The 25,337-nt window shown below is 71.6% G+C and carries 17 protein-coding genes; 10 read left to right on the top strand and 7 right to left on the bottom strand.

Annotated elements, in window-relative coordinates:
* Nucleotides 1-96: 96 nt before the first annotated feature.
* A complete protein-coding gene (gene glgX, locus ADK54_RS15430) occupies nucleotides 97-2,352 on the top strand; it encodes a glycogen debranching protein GlgX (protein ID WP_053726200.1) in 2,256 nt (751 codons plus the stop codon).
* A gap of 164 nt (nucleotides 2,353-2,516) precedes the next feature.
* Nucleotides 2,517-3,095, top strand: coding sequence for a methyltransferase family protein (locus ADK54_RS15425; protein ID WP_053726199.1), 579 nt, complete (start codon nucleotides 2,517-2,519; stop codon nucleotides 3,093-3,095).
* Between the two features lie 36 nt (nucleotides 3,096-3,131).
* On the opposite strand, the gene ADK54_RS15420 is transcribed toward ADK54_RS15425, so the two are convergent.
* From ADK54_RS15420 to ADK54_RS15405, 4 genes are read right to left on the bottom strand one after another with little or no spacing between them, the layout of a single operon-like run.
* Nucleotides 3,132-3,776, bottom strand: a complete 645-nt coding sequence (locus ADK54_RS15420; RefSeq protein WP_053726251.1) for a response regulator — start codon at nucleotides 3,774-3,776, stop codon at nucleotides 3,132-3,134.
* Complete coding sequence (locus ADK54_RS15415) at nucleotides 3,766-5,034, bottom strand: sensor histidine kinase (RefSeq protein ID WP_053726250.1); 1,269 nt, start codon at nucleotides 5,032-5,034, stop codon at nucleotides 3,766-3,768. Before ADK54_RS15415 ends, ADK54_RS15420 begins: the two co-directional genes overlap by 11 nt.
* 59 nt (nucleotides 5,035-5,093) lie before the next feature.
* The gene (locus tag ADK54_RS15410; RefSeq protein ID WP_078966401.1) at nucleotides 5,094-5,885 is read right to left on the bottom strand and encodes an ABC transporter permease; all 792 of its coding nucleotides are present in this window, start codon (nucleotides 5,883-5,885) and stop codon (nucleotides 5,094-5,096) included.
* Complete coding sequence (locus tag ADK54_RS15405; RefSeq protein WP_053726198.1) at nucleotides 5,882-6,784, bottom strand: ABC transporter ATP-binding protein; 903 nt, start codon at nucleotides 6,782-6,784, stop codon at nucleotides 5,882-5,884. Before ADK54_RS15405 ends, ADK54_RS15410 begins: the two co-directional genes overlap by 4 nt.
* A 228-nt stretch (nucleotides 6,785-7,012) precedes the next feature.
* Here ADK54_RS15405 and ADK54_RS15400 point away from each other — a divergent pair, with 228 nt between their 5' ends.
* The 3 genes from ADK54_RS15400 to ADK54_RS15390 are packed head-to-tail and all read left to right on the top strand — an operon-like array spanning nucleotide 7,013 to nucleotide 11,892.
* Nucleotides 7,013-8,836 carry an ABC transporter ATP-binding protein gene (locus tag ADK54_RS15400; RefSeq protein ID WP_053726197.1) on the top strand — a complete coding sequence of 608 codons (1,824 nt, stop codon included), beginning with the start codon at nucleotides 7,013-7,015 and terminating at the stop codon, nucleotides 8,834-8,836.
* A complete protein-coding gene (locus ADK54_RS15395; protein WP_053726196.1) occupies nucleotides 8,833-10,680 on the top strand; it encodes an ABC transporter ATP-binding protein in 1,848 nt (615 codons plus the stop codon). The genes ADK54_RS15400 and ADK54_RS15395 overlap by 4 nt, the downstream gene beginning before the upstream one ends.
* 60 nt (nucleotides 10,681-10,740) lie before the next feature.
* On the top strand, nucleotides 10,741-11,892 hold the full coding sequence (locus tag ADK54_RS15390; protein WP_053726195.1) for a DUF1266 domain-containing protein: 1,152 nt from the start codon (nucleotides 10,741-10,743) through the stop codon (nucleotides 11,890-11,892).
* Between the two features lie 9 nt (nucleotides 11,893-11,901).
* Here ADK54_RS15390 and ADK54_RS15385 read toward each other — a convergent pair whose 3' ends face one another.
* Nucleotides 11,902-12,408, bottom strand: a complete 507-nt coding sequence (locus ADK54_RS15385; protein WP_053726194.1) for a DinB family protein — start codon at nucleotides 12,406-12,408, stop codon at nucleotides 11,902-11,904.
* 83 nt (nucleotides 12,409-12,491) lie between these two features.
* Here ADK54_RS15385 and ADK54_RS15380 point away from each other — a divergent pair, with 83 nt between their 5' ends.
* The gene (locus ADK54_RS15380) at nucleotides 12,492-13,211 is read left to right on the top strand and encodes a hotdog fold domain-containing protein (protein WP_053726193.1); all 720 of its coding nucleotides are present in this window, start codon (nucleotides 12,492-12,494) and stop codon (nucleotides 13,209-13,211) included.
* Nucleotides 13,212-13,633: 422 nt separating this feature from the next.
* Here ADK54_RS15380 and ADK54_RS15375 read toward each other — a convergent pair whose 3' ends face one another.
* Entirely contained in the window at nucleotides 13,634-15,157 is a 1,524-nt protein-coding gene (locus ADK54_RS15375; protein ID WP_053726192.1) for an MFS transporter, read from the bottom strand.
* Between the two features lie 115 nt (nucleotides 15,158-15,272).
* Between ADK54_RS15375 and ADK54_RS15370 the strand changes: the two genes are divergently transcribed.
* Nucleotides 15,273-16,181 (top strand): TetR/AcrR family transcriptional regulator C-terminal domain-containing protein, encoded by a 909-nt coding sequence (locus tag ADK54_RS15370; RefSeq protein ID WP_053726191.1) that lies wholly within the window; start codon nucleotides 15,273-15,275, stop codon nucleotides 16,179-16,181.
* 203 nt (nucleotides 16,182-16,384) lie between these two features.
* Nucleotides 16,385-18,418, top strand: a complete 2,034-nt coding sequence (locus ADK54_RS15365) for a M4 family metallopeptidase (protein WP_053726190.1) — start codon at nucleotides 16,385-16,387, stop codon at nucleotides 18,416-18,418.
* Between the two features lie 127 nt (nucleotides 18,419-18,545).
* On the opposite strand, the gene glgP is transcribed toward ADK54_RS15365, so the two are convergent.
* Entirely contained in the window at nucleotides 18,546-21,179 is a 2,634-nt protein-coding gene (glgP, locus tag ADK54_RS15360) for an alpha-glucan family phosphorylase (RefSeq protein ID WP_053726189.1), read from the bottom strand.
* Nucleotides 21,180-21,526: 347 nt separating this feature from the next.
* Between glgP and ADK54_RS15355 the strand changes: the two genes are divergently transcribed.
* Together ADK54_RS15355 and treS are read left to right on the top strand one after the other, a co-directional pair.
* On the top strand, nucleotides 21,527-23,623 hold the full coding sequence (locus ADK54_RS15355; protein WP_078966400.1) for an alpha-1,4-glucan--maltose-1-phosphate maltosyltransferase: 2,097 nt from the start codon (nucleotides 21,527-21,529) through the stop codon (nucleotides 23,621-23,623).
* Nucleotides 23,620-25,326, top strand: a complete 1,707-nt coding sequence (gene treS / locus ADK54_RS15350; protein WP_053726188.1) for a maltose alpha-D-glucosyltransferase — start codon at nucleotides 23,620-23,622, stop codon at nucleotides 25,324-25,326. The genes ADK54_RS15355 and treS overlap by 4 nt, the downstream gene beginning before the upstream one ends.
* The last annotated feature ends 11 nt before the right edge of the window (nucleotides 25,327-25,337 follow it).

Here is a 25,337-nt window from a genome sequence, read left to right as displayed (position 1 = left end):
GGGCTGTTGCGGGAAGAACAGGTGCAGGGACACGCATGGGGAGCCGCGGCCGGGACGCCGCGTGCTGCCCTGCGCCGAGCCGCGGGAGGCCGTCAGGTGTCGAGCGCAGCCGAGCAGAGGGCAGTGCGGGGTGCCGCGCAGGGCGCGCCCGGCACGGAGGGGCACCGGAAGGTGAACGGCCACCGGGGTGAACCGGGGGCGCTGCGCCCCCCTGTCTGGCCGGGCGCGCCGACCCCGCTCGGCGCCCGCTTCCGGGTCGGCCCGGACGGTGTCGCGGGCACCAATTTCGCGCTGTGGGCGGGCGGCGCCGAATCGGTCGAGCTGTGCCTCTTCGACGCGGCGGGCACCGAGACCCGGCTCGCGCTCGCCGAACTGACCCATGAGATCTGGCACGGCTTCGTGCCGGGCGTACGCCCGGGGCAGCGGTACGGATTCAGGGTGCACGGGCGCTGGGACCCGTGGACGGGGGCGCGCTGGAACCCGGCGAAGCTGCTGCTCGACCCATACGCGCGGGCCGTGGACGGGGACTTCGTGCTGCCGCCCGAGGTCTACGGGCACGTCCGGGACTGGCCGCAGCAGCAGGTCGCCGACACCGTCCGCGACGACCGCGACTCGGCGCCGCACGTCCCCAAGGGCGTGGTGGTGCAGGACGACGACGACTGGGCGGACGACCGCCGTCCCAAGACGCCCTGGTCCGACTCGGTCATCTACGAGCTGCACGTACGCGGCTTCACCCGGCTGCACCCGGAGATCCCCGAGCCGCTGCGCGGCACCTACGCGGGGCTCGCGCACCCGGCGGCGATCGGCCATCTGGTGCGGCTCGGCGTGACGGCGGTCGAGCTGCTTCCGGTGCACCAGTTCGCGCACGAGGACCATTTGCTGCGGCGCGGCCTTCGAAACTACTGGGGCTACAACTCGATCGGATACTTCGCGCCGCACGCCGGCTACTCGGCGACCGGGACCGCGGGGCAGCAGGTCGGCGAGTTCAAGCGGATGGTGCGGGCGCTGCACGCGGCCGGCATCGAGGTCATCCTCGACGTGGTCTACAACCACACGGCCGAGGCAGGGGAGTTGGGGCCGACGCTGTCCCTGCGCGGCATCGACAACCGCGGCTACTACCGCCTCCAGTCCGATGCCCGCCGCTACGCCGACTACACGGGCTGCGGCAACACCCTCCATGTGGTCCAGCCACATGTCCTGCGCCTGATCACGGATTCGCTGCGCTACTGGGTGACCGAGATGGGGGTGGACGGCTTCCGGTTCGACCTGGCGGCGGCCCTTGCCCGCTCGATGCACGACGTCGACATGCTGTCGCCCTTTCTCGCGGTGATCGCCCAGGACCCGGTGCTGCGCCGCGTGAAGCTGATCGCCGAACCGTGGGACGTGGGCAACGGCGGCTACCAGGTGGGCTCCTTCCCGCCGCTCTGGACCGAGTGGAACGACCGCTACCGGGACGCCGTTCGGGACTTCTGGCGGGGCGCGCTGCCGGACGTGCGCGACCTCGGCTACCGCCTCTCGGGCTCCAGCGACCTGTACGCCTGGGGCGGCCGGCGCCCGTACGCGTCGATCAACTTCGTGACCGCGCACGACGGTTTCACGCTGCGCGACCTGGTGTCGTACGAGCGCAAGCACAACGAGGCGAACGGGGAGGGCAACCGGGACGGCACCAATGACAACCGGGCCTGGAACTGCGGGGTCGAGGGCGAGACCGACGACCCCCGCGTCAACGCGCTGCGGCGGCGCCAGCTGCGGAACCTGCTCACCACCCTGCTGGTGTCGACGGGCGTGCCGATGCTGGTCGCGGGCGACGAGATGGGCCGCACCCAGGGCGGCAACAACAACGCGTACTGCCAGGACGGCGAGGTGAGCTGGGTCGACTGGTCGCTCCTGGAGCAGCCGGGGCCGCGCGGCCTGCTCGAACTGGCCACACGGCTCGTCGAGTTGAGGCACCGGCATCCGGTGCTGCGTCGCCGGGCCTTCTTCTCCGGCCGGGCTCAGGGCGCGGACGGGCTGCGGGACCTGGCCTGGTTCACCGCGCGGGGCGAAGAGATGACGGAGCAGGACTGGTACGCGCCCGCCGCGACGCTGGGCCTGTACCTGTCCGGCCGGGACATCCCGGGGCGTGACGCGCGGGGCGCGCCGGTGACCGACGACAGCTTCCTGATCCTGCTGCACTCGGCGGACCGCCCGGCGAGCTGCGTGCTGCCGGGGCCGCCGTGGGCCGCCTCGTACGAGCTGGTCGTGGACACCTCGGAGGAGGAGCAGGCCGAGGCGCCGGGGCGGGTGCACCGGGGCGGCGAGACGGTGACGCTGCCGGCCCGGTCGGTCCTCGTGCTGAAGGTGGCGGGGTAGCGGGCGGGGCCGGGTGGTGGCGGTGCGGGTGGAGGCGGGGTGGAGGCCGGGCCGCCGAAAGCTCCACCCAGCGGTCCACCCGGGAGCCGATCCGCTCCACCCGCCCCGGCTGCGATCGTCGAACGTGCCGGAGCCATCAGCGGGCGACGAGGGAGTGGTGCGGCATGAACAACGACATCGATCTGGCCCTGCGGATCACCCTGTACGCGTGGCTGGCCTGCGAACTGGCCCTCCAGGTGAGGCAGTTGCTGAGCAGCGCGCCCACCGAGCGCACCGAGTGGCGCAGCCTGCTGCTCTTCGTCGTGGCGCTGGGCGCGGCCGGCTGGGCGGCGCATCCCGTCGCCCGCGCCACGCCCGCGCTCGACTACTCGACCACGTCTACGGCTGCCCGCCTGGCCGTGCTGATCGTCGCCTGGGCCGGGATAGGCCTGCGGCTGTGGGCCATCGTCGCCCTGGGCCGCTTCTTCCGGGGCACGGTCCACGTCCAGCGGGACCACCAGGTGGTGCGGTCGGGTCCGTACCGCTGGGTGCGCCATCCCGCGTACAGCGGCATCGCGCTGGCCGGGCTCGCCCTCGGGGTGACCTACGACAACGCGGCGGCGCTCCTGGTCTTCGTGGCGGGCGGCGCGCTGGCGCTCGGCTATCGCATCCGCGTGGAGGAGAAGCTCCTCTCGGAGGCGCTGGGCACCGCGTACACGGAGTACGCGGCGACCACGCCCCGGCTGATACCCGGGGTCTGGTGAGGTTCCGGTGAGGGCGGGCGGCGCGACGAGCTTCGGCTAGCCGAGGATCTTCCGGTCGTACGCCACCGCCACCGCGGCGGCCCGGTCCTTGACGCCCAACTTGCCGTAGATGTGCGTCAGATGGGTCTTCACGGTGGCCTCGCTGATGAACAGGGCCCGCGCGATCTCCCGGTTGGAGGTGCCCTTGGAGACGAGTGCGAGGACCTCGCGCTCGCGGCCCGAGAGGGGTTCACCGGCGGGGACGGCGGGCGTGCGGACCGCCGTGACCAGGCGGGAGGCGACCGCCGGGGAGAGCACCGTGCGGCCCGCGGCGGCGGCCCGGACGGCGGTGAACAGCTCCTCCCGCGGGGCGTCCTTGAGGAGGTAGCCGGTGGCGCCCGCCTCGATCGCGGGGAGGGTGTCCGAGTCGGTGTCGTACGTGGTGAGGACGAGGACCTTGGAGCGCAGCCCGCGCCGGGTGAGCTCGGCGATCGCGGCCACTCCCCCGCCACCGGGCATCCGCAGGTCCATCAGGACGACGTCCGGGTCGAGTCGCTCGGCGAGGTCGACACCCTGGACTCCGTCGGAGGCCTCGCCGAGGACCTCGAAGCCGTCGGCCGAGGCGAACATGCCGCGCAGACCGTCCCGCACTACGGGGTGGTCGTCGCAGATCAGGAGGGTGATGGTGGCGTCATTGGTCATGGGGGACCAACGGTACGCGGGCACAGACCGCGGTGCCATGGCCGGGCTCCGATTCCACGGTGACACTGCCGGCGATGCGTTCGGCCCGGGCGCGCATGCCGTCGAGGCCGAAGCCTCCGGCGCCGGAGCGGGCCGGCAGGCCCAGCTGGTCGAAGCCCCGGCCGTCGTCGCGGACGTCGAGGGAGACCTCGTCGCCCATGAAGGAGAGGGTGACGCCGATGCGGGAGGCCTGGGCGTGGCGGCTCGCGTTGGCGAGGGCCTCCTGGGCGATGCGCAGCAGGGTGGCCTCGATCTCGTCGTGGAGCTGCACGGCGGTGCCGGTCACGGTGAAGTCGGCGCGGACCTGGTGCCGGTTGCCCCAGTCGGCGACGGTCTTCTTCAACGCCTTGTGCAGGACGTCGTGTTCGAGGTCAAGGGGGCTGAGGTTCTGCACCGAGCGGCGGGCCTCACCGAGGCTGTGCCGGGCCAGCGACTGGGCGCTGGCGAGGTGTTCGCGTACGAGGTCGGGGTCGGTGCTGCTGGTGACGACCTGGAGCTGGGCGATGATGCCGGCCAGGCCCTGGGCGATGGTGTCGTGGATCTCGGCGGCGAGCCGGCGGCGTTCGTCGGCGACGCCCGCCTCCCTTGCCTGGAGCAGGAGTTGGGCGTGCAGGGCGGCGTTCTCGTCGAGGGCCTGCTGGAGGCGGGCGTTGGTGGTCTCCAGCTCGTCGATGGTGGCGACCTGCACGCGGGCCCGCTCGTCCTCCTGGGCGGCGAGGTGGCCGAACACAGCGAGGAGGACGGAGTTGATGGCGAGTACGGCGCCGAACAGGACCCATCCCATGGAGCCCTTGGGCGGCAGGCCGCCGGACTGGGAGCCGGCCATGATCACCGCGGTCGCGAACAGGCCGACCTTGACCCAGCGCCGGGGCAGCACCGCCTGGGCGCCGAAGTAGCCGACGACGGCGTAGAACGCGAAGAACGGGTTGAGCCAGGTGAGCGCGAAGGCGAAGGCCCAGCGCAGGAAGTAGTAGACGACTCCGGCGGCGCCCGGTCCCGGCCGGGTGCGGCGCAGATAACCCCAGCAGAGCTGGAGCAGCAGGGCACCGCCGGCCAGGGCGGCGGCGGCCCAGCGGTCGGCGGTGCTCATCAGCAGGTCGGCGGTGGCCGCGGCGGCCAGGCAGCCGACGAAGAGGAGTCCATAGGGCCCCCAGCGGTGGAACGCCTCCCAGCGTTCCTCCACCGGATCCGACTTCGCCGTGCTCACCCCGTTGCTCATGGCTCCAGTCTCGTCCACGTCGAAGCCGTCACCGGAGCCGCCCCAGAAGGACACGGCCGTCATTCCCACCGGAACCAGCGGGTGGCGGCCGCCGAGAGGAGCACGGTCCACAGGGCGAGGATGCCGAGGTGGTCCCAGCCGGGCCAGCCGCCGGCCGCGGCCTCGTTGAGGGCTTGCGCTGCGGCACCGAAGGGCAGCAGCTCGACGATGCGGCCCAGTGTGTCGGGCATGGCCTGGACGGGCAGCCAGACACCGGCGCTGAACATCATCGGGAAGAACACCGCGGAGCCGATGGCGTTGGCGACCTTCGAGGTACGGGAGAGGGCGGAGATCAGGGCGCCGAGGGCGAGCGCGCTCAGGACGGCGAGCAGCAGGGCGAGGGCGTACCCGAAGAGCTGGTGCGGCAGGGCCACGTGGAAGGCGAGCCGGCCCACCGTGATGGAGAGGACGGCGGAGATCAGCGCGGCCACGCCGTGCAGCCCCATCTGGGCGCCGAGCAGGGCGGACGGGCGGACCGGGGTGGCCGACATGCGGCGCAGGATGCCGCGCTCGCGGTATCCGGTGATGACCGGCGGCATCGCCTGGAGGCCCGCCATGATCATGGAGAGGAGTACGGCGACGGGAACGTAGGCGTCGACGAAGCGGATGCCCCCGAGCGCCTTGTCGGGGTCGCGGAAGCCGGGGATCGAGCCGAGCACGACAAGGAGGACGGTCGGGAACACCATGATCCAGAAGAGCCCGGCGGGCTCGCGCCGGAACAGCTTGGTCTCGGTCTTCAGTACGGCGACGGCGGCCGAACGGGAGGTGCGGGCCGACCGGGCCGGGCGCGGCCGGGTGAGGGTGGTGGTCATACCGAGGCCTCCGTCAGGTCCAGGAACGCGTCGTCGAGGGTCGCCTCGGAGACGCGGAGTTGGTGGGCGGTGATGTGGTGCCGGGCGAGCAGGGTGATCACGGCGTTGACGGTCTCGTCGGTGCCGTGGATGGTCACCCGGCCGTGCTTCTCCTCCACGGCGGCGGCCTGCGGCAGCTCGGCCAGGGCGAAGTCGTCAAGCGGGGCCGAGGGGGTGAAGGAGATGACGGTGGAGCCCGCCGCCCGCCGGATAAGACCGGAGGGGGTGTCCAGGGCGGCGATCCGCCCCTTGTCGATCACGGCGACACGGTCGCAGAGGCGCTGGGCCTCCTCCATGAAGTGGGTGACGAGCAGGACGGTGACTCCGCTGCGGCGTACGTCCTCGATCAGTTCCCAGGTGTCGCGGCGGGCGCGCGGGTCGAGGCCGGTGGTGAGCTCGTCGAGCACCACGACGCGCGGGTTGCCGATGAGGGCGAGCGCGATGAACAGGCGCTGCTTCTGTCCGCCGGACAGCTTGGCGAAGCGGGTGTTCAGCTTCTCGCCGAGGCCGAGGCGTTCGGCGAGCGGGCGCCAGTCGGCCGGGTTCGGGTAGAAGGCGGCGTACAGCTCAAGGGACTCGCGGACGGTGAGCTTGGGCTGGAGCTCGCTCTCCTGGAGCTGGGCGCCGAGGATGCGGGTCACCTCGTCGTGGTCGGCGACGGGGTCGTGACCGGCCACCCGGATCGTCCCGGCGTCCGGGACGCGGAGCCCCTCGATGCACTCGACGGTGGTGGTCTTGCCGGCGCCGTTGGGGCCGAGGATCCCGAAGATCTCGCCCTCTTCCACGGCAAAGCTGACGCCGTCGACGGCGGGCCTGCGGCCGTATGTCTTGCGCACTCCGGTGACTTCGATGATTGGCATGCCTTGAGACTCCCGTTCGGCGGGGGTCCACCACATCGCCCATCGCGCTCGACCCCGCATCAACCGATCGGTTGATGGGCGGTACGACCCCCTGCCCTCCCGGCTCGGAACGCGACGCGGCGCCGTCCATCAAGGCCGCCCGACGACCGGTCCTAGGACCAGCGGACCAGCCGGGCCCGTCCGAAACTCGGTGGGCACTGTCAGTGGCCGTCCGTAGGCTCGGCCACGATGCCCGATACACATGCAGCTACCAAGGACCCGTCGGCCACGCGCTCGCTCCTGCGGCTCTGGCCGTACGTAAGACCCGTGCGAACTCGCCTGTTCAGTGCGGCATTTGTGGCGGTCGTCGCCTCCTGTCTCGGTCTGGTGATCCCGCTCGTCCTGAAGTGGATCGTCGACGGGCCGGTCGCCGACCACGACCCGGGCGGGGTGTGGCTCGGCGCGCTGTACCTGCTGCTGCTCGGGGTGGCGGAGGCGGCGCTCTTCGGGTTCCGGCGGTGGCTGGTGGCGCGGCCGCTCGCGAGCGTCGAGGCGGACATGCGGGCCGATCTGTACCGGCACGTGCAGCGGCTTCCGGTCTCCTTCCACGACCGCTGGGCGTCGGGCCAGCTCCTGTCGCGCGGCACCACGGACCTCATGCTGCTTCGGATGTTCCTGGCGTTCCCGCTGACCTTCCTGGTCGTCAACGGGGTGACGATCCTGGCCGGGTTCGCGATCCTGTTGTCGCAGCAGTGGAGCCTCGGGCTCGTGCTGCTCGTCCCGGTGATCCCGCTGGTGGTCCTGTGCTCGGTCTTCGAGACCCGGTACTCGCTGGTCGCCCGGCAGGCGCAGGACCAGGTGGGCGACCTCACGACGGTCGTCGAGGAGAGCGTGCTCGGCATCCGCATCATCAAGGGGTTCGGCCGCCACCGCAGCCAGGCCCTGGCCTTTCGCGAACTCTCCCGGCGGCTGCGCGGCACCGAGCTCGCCAAGGCCCGGCTGCTCGCCGGGCTCTGGGGCCTGATCACCACGATCCCCGAACTCGCCATCGGCGCGGCCTTGGTGCTCGGTACGGTGCAGGTGGCCGACGGAGACCTCTCGGCCGGAACGCTGGTGGCGTTCCTGTCCACGGCGCTGGCCCTGCGGTGGCCGGTAGAGTCGATCGGCTTCCTGCTTGCGATGAGCCAGGAGTCCGCGACGGCGACGGTCCGCTTCTTCGAGGCCATGGACGCGGAGGAGGAGGCGGATGCCGCCTCCCCCAACTCCCCGGTTCCCGCGCCGGAGGCCGAGTTGGCCGGCACTGCTCAGGCAGTGCCGGGCCGTGACGAACTCGGCATCCGGTTCGAGGGGGTCGTGTTCCGGTATCCGGATGCGGCCGAGGGGAGTTCGGCTGTCCTCTCCCGGATCGATCTGCACATACGGGCCGGCGAGACCATGGCCCTGGTCGGGGGGACCGGGTCCGGGAAGACCACGCTCACCGCGCTCGTGCCGCGCCTGCACGAGGTCAGCGGGGGGCGGATAACTCTCGACGGGGAGGACATCGCGCTCATGCCGCGAGAGCGGCTGCGCGGACTGGTCTCCGTCGCGTTCGAGGAGCCCACGCTCTTCTCGGCCTCCGTGGGGGACAACGTCCGCATGGGCGGCGGGAGTCCGGCCGATCTGGAGCGGGCGCTCGACATCGTGCAGGCCCAGTTCGTACGGCGACTGCCGCAGGGCGTGGACACACAGGTCGGGGAGCAGGGGCTCAGCCTGTCGGGCGGGCAGCGGCAGCGGCTCGCGCTGGCCAGGGCGGTCGTGGGGCGGCCGAGGTTCCTGATACTCGACGACCCTCTGTCGGCCCTGGACGTACACACCGAGGCGCTCGTCGAGGCGGCGCTGCGGCGGGTGCTTCAGGACACCACCGCGCTGGTCGTAGCGCACCGCCCGTCCACGGTGATGCTCGCCGACCGGGTCGCCCTGCTTTCGGGCGGACGGATCGCGGCCGTCGGCACGCACCAGGAACTGCTGCGCGGCAACGCCGAATACGCCTGGCTCATGTCGGGCGCCGATGACAAGGGGGAGGACGAGCGATGACCACGACTGTCGGGGAGGAGACCGCCACCGGGGAGGACGAGGTGCCGGCGGCCGGCGATCCCTTTGACCGGGACGAGCTGCCGGCGCCCCCGGGGGCGACCGGCGCGCTGCTCAGGTCCCTGCTGCGGCCGCTGCGCGGGCGCGTGCTGATCGCGACGCTGATGCTCGTCGTGCAACAGGCCGCGGCCCAGGCGGGCCCGCTGCTCGTCGCGTACGCCATCGACCGGGGCGTGCCGGCGTTCCGCGCGCACGACTACGGGCCGCTGATCGCGGTGGGCGCCGGATATCTGGTGTGCGCGCTGGCCTCCGGGTTCTTCCAGTACGCGTTCATCCAGACCTCCGCCCGGGTCAACCAGGACGTGCTGCTCGATCTGCGCGGGCGGATCTTCCGGCAGGCGCAGGCGCTGAGCGTGGACTTCCACGAGCGGTACACCTCGGGCCGGCTGATCTCGCGGTCCACCACGGACGTCGAGTCGCTGCGGGAGCTGCTCAGCGAGGGCCTGCAGGAGCTGATCGGGGTGATCCTCTCCTCGGTCTACATCTGCGCGATGCTGCTCTGGCTCGACTGGGGCATCGGGGCTCTGGCCGTCGCCTCCTACGTCCCGCTGCACTTCCTGATCCGGCTCTACCAGCGCCGGGCGGGGACCGTGTACGCGGCCAGGTCCACCGCGATAGCCGCGGTGATCGTCAAGTTCGCGGAGACCCTGAACGGCATCCGGCCGGTGCAGGCCTTCCGGCGCGAGCGGGCCAACGACGCCGAGTTCCAGGAGCTGAACCGCCGCCACGAGCGGACGAACGGCGACGCCCTCCTGGAGATGGCGCGCTATGTCGTGGGCTCCCGGCTCGTCGCCAACACGGCGGTCGCGGCGATGGTGCTGTGGGGTGCCACCCGGGTCGCGGACGGCGGCCTGGAGCTGGGTGTGCTCGCGGCCGCGGTGCTGTATCTGCGCCGCCTGTACGACCCCATCGACCGGCTCGGCATGTTCCTCAACTCCTACCAGTCGGCCGCGGCCTCCCTGGAGAAGGTCGCCGGGCTGCTCGCCCAGACCCCGTCCGTCCCGGAGAGCGCCCAGCCGTCCGCCCTGCCGGAGCGGGCGGCCGAACTCCCGGGCCGCCGTGTCGAGTTCGAGCGGGTCGGCTTCGGCTACCGGACCGGCGGCGAGGTGCTGCCCCGCTTCGACCTGACCATCCCGGCGGGCCAGACCGTCGCCGTGGTCGGCTCGACGGGTGCGGGCAAGTCCACCCTCGCCAAGCTCCTGGCCCGCTTCTACGATCCGACGGCGGGCCGCGTCCTGCTCGACGGCACGGATCTGCGCGAGCTGTCCGTACGGGATCTGCGGCGCGGGGTCGTCATGGTCACCCAGGAGGCGTTCCTGTTCTCCGGCACGGTCGCCGAGAACATCGCGATCGGCCGCCCGGACGCCACCCGGGACGAGATCGAGCAGGCCGCTAAGGCGATCGGCGCGCACGACTTCATCGCGGGCCTGCCCGACGGCTACGACACCGACGTACGCAAGCGGGGCGGCCGCATCTCGGCCGGGCAGCGCCAACTGGTCGCCTTCGCACGGGCGTTGCTGGCCGACCCGGCGGTGCTGATCCTCGACGAGGCGACCAGTTCCCTTGACATTCCGGGTGAGCGGGCGGTGCAGCGCGCCATGCACACCGTCCTCAACGGGCGTACGGCGGTGGTGATCGCGCACCGCCTGTCCACGGTCGAGATCGCGGACCGGGTCCTGGTGATGGAGCACGGCCGCATCGTCGAGGACGGCTCCCCCGCCGACCTGATCGCGGGCACCGGCCGCTTCGCCGACCTCCACCGCGCCTGGCGGGACAGCTTGGCCTGACCTGTGCGTTTCCCGGTACCTGCCGCGTGGCGGCCGGAGGGGAGTTCGTAGGATCGGGGCGTGGCAACGGGGACGGGTACCAACTGGGCGGCGCCCACGGAGACGGAGTGGCTGCTGCACTCGGCAGGGCTGCGCGGCGACGTGCTGGCGCAACTGCGGGTGCTCGCCCGCGAGGAGCTCTACATAGCCGCGCCGAAGGCCGAGGTCGACGCGCGGCCCGACCTGATCCGCTGGCCCTCCTACCGGGACGCGTCGGGCTGGCTGTGCAAGCCGGTGCTCACCCGGGGGATGCTGCCGCCGTGGCATCCGGACTGGGTGTTCCACGGGGTCTCCCTCAAGTGGATCGCCGACTCCGGCCTCCTGGACGGGCGGACGCTGCTCGCGGTCAACGCCGGCACGCCGGCCCAGCTGTTCCTGCCCGCCGCCGCCGACAACCTGGCCCTGTGGCGCCGGCTCCACGAGGAGGTCGAGCGCCCCGACCGGCTGATCGGCCTGCGGCACGGCGCGCTGCGCGGGCCGCTCGCGTACGGCCTTGCCTGCGGCGCGCATCTGGCGGTCGGCAACGACGTGCCGTGGAACGAGGTCGGCTCGGTCTACCAGGAGTACACCAGCGAGCTCCGGATGCTCCGCGACTCCTGGGACATCACCGACCGGGCGGGCTGGCGGCAGCAGTTGGACTTCCTGCTCGACGCGCGCAACAGCCCGGCCGAGCCCGACTTCGTGCTGCGCGTGCGCGAGGAATTGCGCGCCGGGCTCGACGAGGCGCCGCCGCCCGATCTGTGGCGCGAGACGGCCGCCGGGCACGCCCAGGACATCGGGGTCGGCCCCGGCGCGGTCAAGGACATCGAGGAGCTGGTCCGGCGCATCCTCCGGTACGAGGCCCGGTTCCGGGCCGACGGGCTGCTCGCGCCGGACGGCCGGGTCACCACCACCGTCGCCTACGACTACGGGCGGGCCGTGAACCTGGCGCGCTGGGGGCTCTCGGCCCGGTTCTGCACCCCGCACGAGGCCGAGCAGGCGATCGTGCACGCGGGCGCGCTCAGCAAGTCGGCCTACCGCTCGTGGGAGGACTTCTCGGCGGCGTACGCGCTCGGCCGGGTGCTGCGCTTCGACGAGGAGTCGTACGGCCGCTACTACCAGCAGAACGTCGACGCGCACCGGATCCTGACCGAGCACGAAGCCAGCCCCTGGCGGAACATCCCCTGGCGCTGAGCCCGGCCTTCAGGCCCCCACGGTTCCGTCGATGCCCTCGCGCAGGAGGTCGGCGTGGCCGTTGTGGCGGGCGTATTCGTGCATCATGTGCAGCATCACCATGCGCAGCGACACGTCCTCGCCCCAGCGCGGCTGGTGGCCCGCGAGGTCGAGGGACTCCGCGGCGCGCTCGATCCGCCGCGAGTGCTCGACCTCGGCCTCCCAGGCCTCGAACGCCTCGGCCCTGGTGGAGTTGCTCGCGTCGTACGCCGCCTGGAAATCGATCTTGTCCGACCACACCATCGGGATGTCGTGGTCCTCGAAGACCCGGCGGAACCAGGTCCGTTCGACCTCGGCCATGTGCCGCACCAGGCCGAGCAGCGAGAGCGTGGACGGCGGCATCGACTGCCGGCGCAGCTCCTCGTCGCCGAGCCCCTCGCACTTCATGGCCAGCGTCGCGCGGTGGTAGTCGAGGAAGGCGCGCAGCGTCTCGCGCTCGCTGCCGAAGTGGGGCGGGCCTATGCGGTGGTCGGTCATGGGTGGGGCTCCTCACGGTGTTCGGGCCGGGCGGCCCGAACAGTACCCGCAGGCACCGGGGCGGGTGTGATGGGGTGGCGGGCATGACAGCGATAGAGACGATCACGGTTCCGGCCCACCTCCAGGGGTACCCGGGGGTGGCTTTCGGCGGCTATGTGGCGGGCGTGCTGTCCGGTCGGGCGGCGGCCACAACGGTACGGGTGGACTTCCGGCGGCCGGTGCCGACGGGTGTGCCGGTGCGGCTCGCCGAGACCGCGGACGGCGGCAGCGAACTGACCTCCGGGGAGACGGTGCTTGCCGTCGCCGTCCCGGCCGAGCGGAGCGTCGAGGCGCCGGACGCGCCGTCGTGGGCGCAGGCGTCGGCCGCGGCCGACGCCTACCGGGCCGCACCCCCTTCCGGCAGCGTCGACTGCTTCGGCTGCGGCCTGGACCGCACCCCCGACACCGGCCTGCGCCAGCACTGCGGCCGGGTCCCGGGCCGGGCCCTGGTGGCCACCGCCTGGACCCCGGGCCCCCAACTCGCCGACGCGGACGGCGCGTTGCCCCCCGAGCTGGTGTGGGGCGCGCTCGACTGCCCGGGCAACGCGGCGGGCCGCCTCCTCGGCACCCAGCGGGCGGGGGCGGTGACGGCCTCCCTCACGGCGACCCTGCTCCGCCCGGTGAGGGTGGGCGAGCCGCTCATCTCGTACGCGTGGCTGCGCGCCGAGGAAGGCCGCAAACACCACATGGGCGTGGCACTGGCCTCGCCAACGGGCGACCTCTACGCGGTGGCGGAGTCGCTGTGGGTCGACCCCAGGGCCTAGGGGGCCGCACCGCCGATGTGCGACTGCGGACCGTCAGTGGCTGATCGCGCGGTTCCCCGCGCCCCTGGAGGGCGCGGGCTACCGCCCGGCGCCCGCGCGGCGAAGCCGGACGATGCCCCCTCGGAGCCGTCGGGTCACGGCTCAACGGGCCCGAGCCCCACGCGCGGAAGGTGCGCGGGCTCGCACCATCGCGCGGCCCCACCGCACGGCCGGGCACTCAGCCGAACACCGAGCTCCGCAGGGTCAAGCCCCCCTAGGGGCGTTGGGGAACTGCGCGACCGGCCACGGACCGGTCCGCAGCCGAAGCACCCCGCACCCAGCAGAACGCTGAATCCCGCCAAGCCACACCCCCTCAGGGGCGCGGGGAACTGCGCGACCGGCCCACGACGGCTCGCAGTCGAAACAACCCCGCACCCCCGCAGTCACCTCCCCGAGGGAGCCGAACCCCCCTCACCCCGCCGAACCTTCAGCAGCGTCAGGGCAAGCCCAGCCGCCCCCGCCATCAGCGCGGCAGCGCAAAGCGCCGCGAAGTCCAGGCCCCGCGTGAACGCGGAGAACGCCGCCTCCAGGTCAGCCCCGTGGAGGCTGGCCAGCGCCCCGCCCAGCGTTTCGCGTGCCGCGGCCGGCGCGTCCCCCATGCCGTGCCGGTAGACCGCCGCCCCCACCGAGCCCAGGACCGCCATCCCCAGCGCGCCGCCCAGCTCCTGCCCGGATTCCAGGACGGCGGCCGCGGAGCCGGCCCGCTCGGGCGGGGCGGCGCCCAGGGCCAGTTCGTTGGCGAGGGCCATCGCCGCCACGAGGCCCGAGGTGTAGACGGCACAGGCGGTCAGGGTGAACCAGAGCGCCGAGTCCGTACGCACCCACGTCAGCGCCAGGAACCCGCCCGTGGAGACCGCGAAGCCGCACGCCATGACCGTCCCCCGGTCGAAGCGCCGGGCCAGCACCGCCCCGGTCGGCGCGCCCACGAACGCGCCCGTCGCCGGCACCAGGCTCCACAGCGCCGCCTCGAACGGGCTCTTGCCGAGCACCGACTGGAGGTACTGGGTGAGGAACACCGCCATGCCGACGGTCGCCGCGATGGCGAAGAGGTTGGCCAGCACCGCGCCGCCGTAACCGCGCCGCCGCAGCAGCTCCAGGTCGACCAGAGGGTGGGCGAGCCTCGACTGGCGCCGGACGAAGACGTACAGCAGGCCGAATCCGGCCATGATCATCAGGATGGGCGGCGACTCGACGCCGTTCCGGGCCAGTTCCTTGACGCCCTGGATCACCGGGAGCAGCCCGGCCAGGGACAACACCGCGCTCGGCCAGTCGAAGCGGCCGGACGACGGCTGCCTCACCTCGGGCAGCAGCAGCGGTGCCAGGATCAGCAGCAGGAGCATCGCCGGCAGGTTGATGAGGAACACCGAGCCCCACCAGAAGTGTTCGAGCAGGGCGCCGCTGACGACCGGCCCGAAGGAGATGCCGGCCGTCATGACGCCGGTCCAGGCGGTGACCGCCGTGGCGCGCTGCTTCTCGTCGTGGAAGAGGTTGCGGATCAGGGCGAGCGTGGAGGGCATCAGCGCGGCCCCGCCGACACCGAGCAACGCCCTTACGGAGATGAGGAGTTGGGGCGAATCGGCGTAGGCCGCGGCGACCGAGGCCAGGCCGAACACGCCCGCCCCCGCGAGCACCAGCCTGCGGCGGCCGACGCGGTCGCCGAGGGCGCCCATCGTGATGAGCAGCCCGGCGAGCACGAAGCCGTACATGTCGAGGATCCACAGCTGCTGGGTGGAGCTGGGCGCCAGGTCCTCGCTGATGAACGGGATGGCGAAGTAGAGGACGGAGACGTCCATCGAGACGAGAAGCAGCGGCAGCATGAGGACGGCGAGCGCGGTCCATTCCCTGCGCCCGGCGCGCTGCGGGGCCGGGTCCGTGCGGCCCGCGTGGGGGCCGGTCGTGGTGTCCATGACGGTAGGGAAACAGCGTCGCGCGTACACCGCCATCAGTGGGCTAGTACACCCCGGCAACTCCCCTGGTATCAGCGGGCATTACACCGTCCAGCGCACTAGTACACTGCCCGCCGTGACCGAGCAGCCGCCCTACCTCGCCATCGCCGCCGGCATCCGGCGCCGCATCGCTTCCGGGGAGCTCGCGCCCGGCGACCGGGTGCCCTCCACACGGGCCATCGTGCGCGAGTCGGGGGTGGCGATGGCGACCGCGACCAAGGCGCTCGCCGCGCTCACGCGCGAGGGCCTGGTGCGGGCGGTGGCGGGGGTCGGCACGGTGGTCGCCGAGGCACGCCCGGCGCGCGCCCAGGACGGAGCGGCGGCTCTGAGCCGCGAAGCCGTGGTGGCCACCGCCGTCCGCATCGCGGACGCCGAGGGCCTGGCCGGGCTCTCGATGCGCCGGGTCGCCGGCGACCTCGGCACCTCCACGATGGCGCTGTACCGGCACGTACCGAGCAAGGGCGACCTCGTACGGCTCATGACGGACGTGGGGTTCGGCGAGGCGCACCCGGGGCGGCCGACCGGAGACTGGCGGGATCAACTCGCGCACGCTGCCCGGACGTTGTGGGCCACCTATCGCAGGCACCCGTGGATGGCGCGGGCGATGGCGTCCTTCATCCGGCCGGATCCCATGCCGGAGGCGATGAAGTACACCGAGTGGACCCTGCGGGCCCTGCGCGGCACCGGCCTGGGCGTGCACCAGGTCATGCACGCGCACCTGGCGCTGATCGCCTTCGTCCAAGGTCTGGGCGTGGCCATGGAGTTGGAGGGCCACGCCCTCCAGGACACCGGGGTATCCAACGACGAATGGATGGACCGGAACGGGGGTCGGTTTGCGGCCATCGTGGCGGGCGGCGGCTACCCCGTCCTGACCTCCGTCCTCGAACACGAGCCGTTCGAGCTGGACTTGGACTCGCTCTTTGGTTTCGGGCTCGACCGACTCCTCGATGGCATCGCCGTCATCATTGCCGAAACGTCCGCTTAACGAACGACGACCTTCGGACAACGGACGGTTTTCGGCCAACTTGTTGACGCGCTCCTGACATTAGTTCTCATCTGCTGGCACTCTCTCCCCGTTCCACTCACAAAGTTTTCACGCAGCACGCTTTGTTGCCGCACCCGCTCCGCCTTGCTCTGCCCGGCCGGCCCCACCCAGTCGACCGGATCCCCCTCGCAGAAGGAGTTCGCGTGAGATCCACGCACCGTCGTCGTGCCACCGCCACCGGCGCCCTGATCGCCGCAGCCGCCATGCTCAGTGTCGGCGTCCAGGCAGGTAGCGCCAGCGCACGCCCCGACGACTCCGCGGCCACCGCGGCCCTCAAGGCCCAGGCGGTACGCAACCCGGGCGCCCTGCCCGCCGGCCTCAGCCCCTCCCAGCGCGCCGAGCTCATACGCCAGGCCACGGCCACCACGGCGGCCACGGCCAAGGAGCTCGGGCTCAGCGCGCAGGAGAAGCTCGTCGTCCACGATGTGTCCAAGGACCAGGACGGCACCACGCACACCCGCTACGAGCGCACCTACGACGGTCTGCCCGTCCTCGGCGGCGACCTGATGGTCGACACCGCGGCCGGCAAGACCAAGGGCGTCAGCAAGGCCAACAGCGCGCAGCTGAAGGGCATATCGACCGCCGCCCCCTCCAACGCCCCGGCCGCCGCCGAGGGCCAGGCCCTCAAGGCCGCCAAGGCCGCCGGCTCGAAGGCGGACAAGGCCGACAGCGCCCGCAAGGTCATCTGGATGGTCAAGGGCGCGCCGACCCTGGCGTACGAGACGGTCGTGGGCGGGCTGCAGGACGACGGCACCCCGAACCAGCTGCACGTCATCACGGACGCCAAGACGGGCGCCAAGCTGCACCAGTGGCAGGGCATCGAGACCGGTGTCGGCAACACCCACTACAGCGGCCAGGTCACGCTCGGCAGCTCGCAGTCCGGGTCGAACTACACCCTGACCGACGCCGCGCGCGGCGGGCACAAGACGTACAACCTGAACCACGGTTCGTCCGGTACGGGCTCGCTGTTCACCCAGACCAACGACACCTGGGGCGACGGCACCAACTCCAACGCCGCGACCGCGGGTGCGGACGCCGCCTACGGCGCCGGCGAGACCTGGGACTTCTACAAGAACGTCTTCGGCCGCAGCGGCATCCGCGGCGACGGCGTCGGCGCGTACTCCCGCGTCCACTACGGCAACGCGTACGTCAACGCGTTCTGGGACGACAGCTGCTTCTGCATGACGTACGGCGACGGCGCGGGCAACAACGACCCGCTGACGGCGCTCGACGTGGCGGGCCACGAGATGACGCACGGCGTCACCGCCGCCACCGCGGGCCTGAACTACGCCGACGAGTCGGGCGGCCTGAACGAGGCCACCTCCGACATCATGGGCACCTCGGTGGAGTTCTACGCGAACAACGCCTCGGACCCGGGTGACTACCTCATCGGCGAGAAGATCAACATCAACGGTGACGGCACCCCGCTGCGCTACATGGACAAGCCGAGCAAGGACGGCGGCTCCGCGGACAGCTGGTACTCCGGCGTCGGCAACCTCGACGTCCACTACTCCTCGGGCCCCGCGAACCACTGGTTCTACCTGGCCTCCGAGGGCAGCGGCGCCAAGGTCATCAACGGCGTGAGCTACGACTCGCCGACCTCCGACGGCCTGCCGGTCACCGGCATCGGCCGCGACAAGGCCCAGCTCATCTGGTACAAGGCGCTGACCACCAAGTTCAACTCCAGCACGGACTACGCGGGGGCCCGCGCGGGCACCATCGCCGCGGCGACCGAGCTGTACGGCGCGAACAGCGCCGAGGTCACCAACATCACCAACGCCTGGGCGGCCATCAACGTCGGCGCCCGCGCCGGCGGCGGCGACCCCGGTGGCAAGGTCTTCGAGAACACGGCCAGCGTGGCCATTCCGGACTACCCGGGTGCCGCGGTGACCTCGCCGGTCACCGTCTCGGGCATCACCGGCAACGCGCCGTCCGCCCTCAAGGTCGGGGTGAAGATCACCCACACCTACATCGGTGACCTCCAGATCGACCTGGTGGCCCCGAACGGCACCTCGTTCCGGCTGCAGAGCTCTTCGTCGGACTCGACGGAGAACCTCGACAAGACGTACACCGTGAACGCCTCCAGCGTCGCGGCGAACGGCGTGTGGAAGCTGAAGGTCCAGGACAAGGCGCGGCAGGACGTCGGCACCATCACCGACTTCAAGCTCTCCTTCTGAACTTCCGGTACCCCCTGAGGTTCACCTTCTGGAAGCTCACCTTCTGACCAGGCGGCTGGCCGGAAAGTGAAGGTGCCCGGAGCCCACGAGGCTCCGGGCACCGCCCATGTCCGCGGGCGTACGCGGCTCAGCGCATGAGCACGCCCGCGCCCTCTCCGGTCGCCTCCGTCGGGCCCGCCATCAGGCCGAGCTCCGCGTGGGTGGCCAGGTGGCGGTGGGCCGGAAGCACGCGGACCGTGTAGCCGAACGGGCCCGCACGGTCCAGCGCGAGGGGGCCCTCGTACATCCAGCGGCCCTCCAGGTCCGGGCCGCCCGCCGGTTTCAGGGGAAAGGTCGCCGCGTCCGCGATGGCGTCGGCCGCGTCCACCCGGCCCGCCACCGCCTGCACCTCGACGTCGTCCGGGCCGAGCTCGCCGAGTGCGACCCGGACCCGCAGCGCAAGGGTGGAGCCGAGCTCCGCGGTGCCGTTGAGAGTCCCGGCGGCCGGGGCCAGCGCCTCGACGTGGTCGACCGCGACCCGCGGCCAGGTGCCCCGCACCCGCGCCTTCCACTGCGCCAGCTCCCTTGCCGTGGACGGGTCCAGGGCCCGGTGGGCCGCGGCGGCGGGCGCGTACAGGCGGGTCACGTACTCCCGCACCATCCGCCCCGCGAGCACCTTCGGGCCCAGGGTGGTGAGGGTCTGGCGGACCATCTCGATCCAGCGGTCGGGGAGCCCGGCCGGGCCCCGGTCGTAGAAGCGCGGGGCGACCCGGTCCTCGATGAGGTCGTACAGCGCGTTGGCCTCCAGCTCGTCGCGCCGGTCCTCGTCGGTCGACGCGCCGTCGGCGGTCGGGATGGCCCAGCCGAAGTCGGGCTCGAACCACTCGTCCCACCAGCCGTCCAGGACGGACAGGTTGAGGCAGCCGTTCAGGGCCGCCTTCATGCCGCTCGTCCCGCAGGCCTCAAGGGGCCGCAGCGGGTTGTTGAGCCACACGTCGCAGCCGGGGTAGAGCTTCTGCGCCATGCCCATGCCGTAGTCGGGCAGGAACACGATCCGGTGGCGCACCCTCGGGTCGTCGGCGAACTTCACCAGCTCCTGCACGAGGCGTTTGCCGCCGTCGTCGGCGGGGTGCGCCTTGCCCGCGACGACGATCTGCACCGGCCGCGTCGGATGAAGGAGCAGCTCCATCAGACGGTCCCGGTCGCGCAGCATCAGCGTGAGCCGCTTGTACGAAGGGACTCTCCGGGCGAAGCCGATGGTGAGCACGTCGGGGTTCAACACCCCGTCGATCCATCCGAGTTCGGCCGATCCCGCGCCGCGCTGGCGCCACGAGACGCGCAGTCTCTCCCGGGCCTCGGTGACGAGCTGTTCGCGCAGCTCCCTGCGCAGCTCCCAGATCTCGGCGTCCGGGATGTCGGCGACGGCGTCCCAGCGGTCGGAGCCGCCGACGGTCAGCGCGTCCTCGGTGCGGCCCGCGCCGATCTGGCGGGCGCCGAGCCGGAAGACCTCGGGGGCGACCCAGGTCGGGGCGTGCACGCCGTTGGTGACGGAGGTGATCGGCACCTCCTGCGCGTCGAATCCCGGCCACAGGCCCGCGAACATCTCGCGGCTGACCGCGCCGTGCAGGGTCGAGACCCCGTTGGCGCGCTGGGCGAGCCGAAGCCCCATCACGGCCATGTTGAAGAGGTTCGGCTCGCCGCCGGGGTAGGTCTCCATGCCGAGCTGGAGGATCTTCTCGACGGGCACCCCGGGCAGCTCGCCGTCGTCGCCGAGGTGGCGGGCGACCAGCTCGCGGTCGAAGCGGTCGATTCCGGCCGGCACCGGGGTGTGGGTGGTGAACACGGTCCCGGACCGCACCGATTCGAGCGCGGCGTCGAATTCGAGCCCCTCGCCCGCGAGTTCACGGATGCGTTCGAGCCCGAGGAAGCCCGCGTGGCCCTCGTTGGTGTGGAACACCTCGGGCGCCGGGTGCCCGGTGAGGCGGCAGTACGTGCGGACCGCGCGCACCCCGCCGATGCCGAGCAGCATCTCCTGGAGCAGCCGGTGCTCGCTGCCGCCGCCGTAGAGCCGGTCGGTGACGTCGCGCTCGCCCGGCGCGTTCTCCTCGACGTCCGAGTCGAGCATGAGCAGCGGCACCCGGCCGACCCGGGCCTGCCAGACGGTGGCGTGCAGGGCGCGGCTGCCGGGCAGCGCGAGCGAGACCCTGGCCGGGGTGCCGTCCTCCTCGCGCAGCAGGGAGACGGGCAGCTCGTTGGGGTCGAGCAGGGGGTAGTGCTCCTGCTGCCAGCCGTCGCGCGAGAGCGACTGGCGGAAGTAGCCGTGCCGGTAGAGGAGGCCGACCCCGATGAGCGGTACGCCGAGGTCGCTGGCCGATTTGAGATGGTCGCCGGCGAGGATGCCGAGGCCGCCGGAGTACTGCGGCAGGGCCGCGGTGATGCCGAATTCGGGAGAGAAGTATCCGATGGCGCAAGGGAGTTCGCCACCCTGCTCCTGGTACCAGCGGCGGCCGTGCAGATAGTCGTCGAGGTCGTCGGCGGCGGCGGTGAGTCTGCGCAGGAAGCGGCGGTCCTGGGCGAGCGAATCGAGCCGGGCGGCGCCGACGGCGCCGAGCAGCCGCACCGGGTCCTCACCCGCCGCCCGCCAGCCGTCGGGATCCACGGACTGGAAGAGTTCTCTGGTCTCGGTGTGCCAGGACCAGCGCAGATTGCGCGCGAGGTCGCTGAGCGGCCGGAGGGCGTCGGGCAGGACAGGGCGCACGGTGAATCGACGGATTGCCTTCACGCTTCCACCTTTGCAGGGGATGTACGTACCGGGGTGGGCACACCGCGATGTGCGCCCCTCCTTCACCCCCGAAGGTAGTGCCGGTGCGCCCCGCCAACCACAGCGCCTCGCGGCCCGGCGCCTCCGATTTCCGCCACCACCTGACGGAGCATCACATGACCTACGGGTAGGCAAAGTTTGGGCCGTTGTCCACGAAAGGCGCGGCGCTTTCCTTGTCTGAACCGTTACGCGCAGGTAGTTAACAAACTGCCGGAATGCCCACCCGTACGCCGTGGAAGGCTCCCCCGGTAACGCATTCCCGCAGTCTCTCCCGCACGCCATTCGAGTGAACGCGGACAGGAGCGGCCATGCCCGCAGCCGGTCAGCCGTCAACGGAGCAGCTAAAAAGGACAGATTCCCGCAAACGCGGCAAACCCTACCAGTCACCCGCAGGTGAGCCCGTGAACCCGAACCCGTCAATCGGCCGCATCCCCGTGCTCGACGTACACCCCGCCGTCGAGTGCGGCAGAAGGCCCGCGAAGGCGGTGGCCGGGGAGAGTTTCCAGATCACCGCCACCGTCTTCCGCGAAGGCCACGACGCCGTCGCCGCCAATGTCGTACTGAGAGACCCGGGAGGAAGGCCGGGACGCTTCACCCCGATGCGCGAGCTCGCCCCCGGCACCGACCGCTGGGGCGCCGAGGTCGCCCCGGCCGCCGAGGGCCGGTGGACGTACGCCGTCGAGGCCTGGAGCGATCCGGTCACGACCTGGCGCCGCCACGCCGCCATCAAGATCCCGGCCCGCCAGGACACCGAGCTCGTCCTCGCGGAGGGCGCCGCGCTGTACGAGCGGGCCGCGGCCGGGGTGCCCAAGGCCAAGGGCCGCGAGGCGGTCCTGGCCGCGGTGGACGCCCTGCGCGACACGAGCCGCCCGCCCGGGAAACGGCTCGCGGCCGCGCTCGCCCCGGCGGCGGTGGCCGCCCTCGCGGCGCACCCGCTGCGCGAGCTCGTCACCTCCTCGGCCCCCATGCCGCTGCTCGTCGAGCGCGAGCGCGCCCTGTTCGGGTCCTGGTACGAGCTGTTCCCGCGCTCGGAGGGGGCGGTGGTCACCAAGGGCGCGCCGCCGGTCTCCGGCACCTTCCGCACCGCGGCCGAGCGCCTTCCCGCGGTCGCCGCGATGGGCTTCGACGTGGTCTATCTGCCGCCCGTCCACCCCATCGGCAGCACCTACCGCAAGGGCCCCAACAACAGCCTGAAGGCGGGGCGTTGGGACGTCGGGGTGCCCTGGGCGATCGGCTCGGCCGACGGCGGGCACGACGCAGTCCACCCCGACCTCGGCACCCTCGACGACTTCGACGCCTTCGTGGCCGCCGCCCGCGACCTGCGCATGGAAGTGGCCCTCGACTTCGCCCTCCAGTGCTCCCCCGACCACCCCTGGGTCGACAAGCACCCCGAGTGGTTCCACCACCGGGTGGACGGGACGATCGCGTACGCCGAGAACCCGCCGAAGAAGTACCAGGACATCTACCCGATCGCCTTCGACCAGGACATGCCCGGCCTCATCGAGGAGACGGTGCGGCTGCTGCGGTTCTGGATGGGGCACGGCGTACGGATCTTCCGCGTCGACAATCCGCACACCAAGCCGGTGGTGTTCTGGGAGCAGGTCATCGCCGAGATCAACGGCACCGACCCGGACGTGATCTTCCTGGCCGAGGCGTTCACCCGGCCCGCGCTGATGCGCACCCTCGCCAAGATCGGCTTCCAGCAGTCGTACACCTACTTCACCTGGCGCAACACCAGGCACGAGCTCACCGAATACGTCACCGAGCTGGCGGGCGAGTCCGCGCCCTACATGCGGCCCAATTTCTTCGTGAACACCCCGGACATCCTGCACGGCTACCTCCAGGAGGGCGGCCGGCCCGCCTTCGAGGTGCGGGCCGTGCTCGCCGCGACGCTCTCCCCCACCTGGGGTGTCTATGCCGGATACGAACTGTGCGAGAACACCCCGGCCAAGGCCGGGAGCGAGGAGTATCTGAATTCCGAGAAGTACCAACTACGGCCCCGCGACTGGGAGTCGGCCGAGCGCGAGGGCCGCTCCATCGCCCCGCTGATCACCTCGCTCAACCGCATCAGGCGCCGCAATCCGGCGCTGCGGCAGCTGCGCTCGGTCCACTTCCACGACACCGGCAACGACGCGCTCATCGCGTACAGCAAGCGCGCGGGGTCGAACACCGTTGTGGTGGTCGCCAACCTCGACCCCCACCACACCCAGGAGGCGACGGTCTCGTTGGACATGCCGGAACTCGGCCTCACGTGGGACGAGTCCGTCCCGGTGCGCGACGAGCTCACCGGTGAGACCTACCACTGGGGCAGGGCCAATTACGTGCGTCTGGAGCCGGGCCGAGCGCCCGCGCACATCCTGGTCCTGCGACCGTCCCCGCCGATCGGAGGGTCACCCACACCATGATCGTCAACGAGCCCGTCCACGACACCTTCGAGGACACCCCCGCCAAGGACCGCGACCCCGAGTGGTTCAAGCGTGCGGTGTTCTACGAGGTGCTCGTGCGGTCCTTCCAGGACAGCAACGGCGACGGCGTCGGGGATCTCAAGGGCATCACCGCCAAGCTGGACTACCTCCAATGGCTGGGTGTCGACTGCCTCTGGCTGCCGCCGTTCTTCAAATCCCCGCTGCGTGACGGCGGTTACGACGTCTCGGACTACACGGCCGTGCTGCCCGAGTTCGGTGATCTCGCCGACTTCGTGGAGTTCGTGGACGCCGCCCACCAGCGCGGCATGCGCGTGATCATCGACTTTGTCATGAACCACACCAGCGACCAGCACCCGTGGTTCCAGGAGTCGCGCAAGGACCCCCAGGGCCCCTACGGCGACTACTACGTCTGGGCCGACGACGACAAGCAGTTCCAGGACGCCCGGATCATCTTCGTCGACACCGAGACGTCGAACTGGACCTTCGACCCGGTCCGCAAGCAGTACTACTGGCACCGCTTCTTCTCCCACCAGCCCGACCTCAACTACGAGAACCCGGCCGTGCAGGAGGAGATCGTCTCCGCCCTGCGCTTCTGGCTCGACCTCGGCATCGACGGCTTCCGCCTCGACGCGGTGCCCTACCTGTACCAGCGGGAGGGAACCAACTGCGAAAACCTTCCGGCAACGCATGAGTTCCTCAAGCGGGTACGGGCCGAGATCGACGCCAGCTACCCGGACACGGTGCTGCTCGCCGAGGCCAACCAGTGGCCCGAGGACGTCGTCGACTACTTCGGCGACTTCGCCAAGGGCGGCGACGAGTGCCACATGGCGTTCCACTTCCCGGTGATGCCGCGCATCTTCATGGCGGTACGGCGCGAGTCGCGCTACCCGGTCTCGGAAATCCTCGCCAAGACCCCGGCCATCCCGCGCAACGCCCAGTGGGGCATCTTCCTGCGCAACCACGACGAGCTCACCCTCGAAATGGTCACGGACGAAGAGCGCGACTACATGTACGCCGAGTACGCCAAGGATCCCCGGATGCGCGCCAACATCGGCATCCGGCGCCGGCTCGCCCCGCTGCTCGACAACGACCGCAATCAGATCGAGCTGTTCACCGCGCTGCTGCTCTCGCTGCCCGGCTCGCCGATCCTGTACTACGGCGACGAGATCGGCATGGGCGACAACATCTGGCTCGGCGACCGCGACGCGGTGCGCACCCCGATGCAGTGGACCCCGGACCGCAACGCGGGCTTCTCCTCCTGCGACCCGGGCCGGCTCTACCTGCCCACGATCATGGATCCGGTCTACGGCTACCAGGTGACGAACGTCGAGGCGGCCATGGCCTCGCCGTCCTCGCTGCTTCACTGGACCCGGCGGATGATCGAGATCCGCAAGCAGAACCACGCCTTCGGGCTCGGTTCGTACACCGAGCTGATGTCGTCGAACCCGGCCGTCCTCGCCTTCCTGCGCGAGTCCGGCGACGACCTGGTGCTGTGCGTGCACAACTTCTCGCGCTTCCCGCAGCCCACCGAGCTCGACCTGAGGGCGTTCAACGGGATGCACCCGGTGGAGCTGATCGGCGGGGTGCGCTTCCCGGCGATCGGCGAGTGGCCGTATCTGCTCACCCTGGCCGGACACGGCTTCTACTGGTTCCGGCTGCGGAAGGACCCCGCCGTCACTTGACCCGTAGCGCC

Origin of the sequence: Streptomyces sp. WM6378 (assembly GCF_001279695.1) — a bacterium.
In the GTDB taxonomy this organism is placed as follows: Bacteria; Actinomycetota; Actinomycetes; order Streptomycetales; family Streptomycetaceae; genus Streptomyces.
The sequence above is the reverse complement of the archived record's forward strand: the minus strand, read 5'-3'. Positions and strand labels throughout refer to the sequence as shown.

What these genes read in the sequence shown, in the direction of transcription:
- treS (WP_053726188.1), top strand. Translation starts at nt 23,620, where the DNA reads ATGATCGTCAACGAGCCCGTCCACGACACCTTCGAGGACACCCCCGCC.
- ADK54_RS15375 (WP_053726192.1), bottom strand. Translation starts at nt 15,157, where the DNA reads ATGGACACCACGACCGGCCCCCACGCGGGCCGCACGGACCCGGCCCCG.
- ADK54_RS15405 (WP_053726198.1), bottom strand. Translation starts at nt 6,784, where the DNA reads ATGCCAATCATCGAAGTCACCGGAGTGCGCAAGACATACGGCCGCAGG.
- ADK54_RS15410 (WP_078966401.1), bottom strand. Translation starts at nt 5,885, where the DNA reads ATGACCACCACCCTCACCCGGCCGCGCCCGGCCCGGTCGGCCCGCACC.
- ADK54_RS15415 (WP_053726250.1), bottom strand. Translation starts at nt 5,034, where the DNA reads ATGAGCAACGGGGTGAGCACGGCGAAGTCGGATCCGGTGGAGGAACGC.
- ADK54_RS15380 (WP_053726193.1), top strand. Translation starts at nt 12,492, where the DNA reads ATGACAGCGATAGAGACGATCACGGTTCCGGCCCACCTCCAGGGGTAC.
- ADK54_RS15425 (WP_053726199.1), top strand. Translation starts at nt 2,517, where the DNA reads ATGAACAACGACATCGATCTGGCCCTGCGGATCACCCTGTACGCGTGG.
- ADK54_RS15420 (WP_053726251.1), bottom strand. Translation starts at nt 3,776, where the DNA reads ATGACCAATGACGCCACCATCACCCTCCTGATCTGCGACGACCACCCC.
- ADK54_RS15400 (WP_053726197.1), top strand. Translation starts at nt 7,013, where the DNA reads ATGCCCGATACACATGCAGCTACCAAGGACCCGTCGGCCACGCGCTCG.
- ADK54_RS15395 (WP_053726196.1), top strand. Translation starts at nt 8,833, where the DNA reads ATGACCACGACTGTCGGGGAGGAGACCGCCACCGGGGAGGACGAGGTG.
- ADK54_RS15355 (WP_078966400.1), top strand. Translation starts at nt 21,527, where the DNA reads ATGCCCGCAGCCGGTCAGCCGTCAACGGAGCAGCTAAAAAGGACAGAT.
- ADK54_RS15385 (WP_053726194.1), bottom strand. Translation starts at nt 12,408, where the DNA reads ATGACCGACCACCGCATAGGCCCGCCCCACTTCGGCAGCGAGCGCGAG.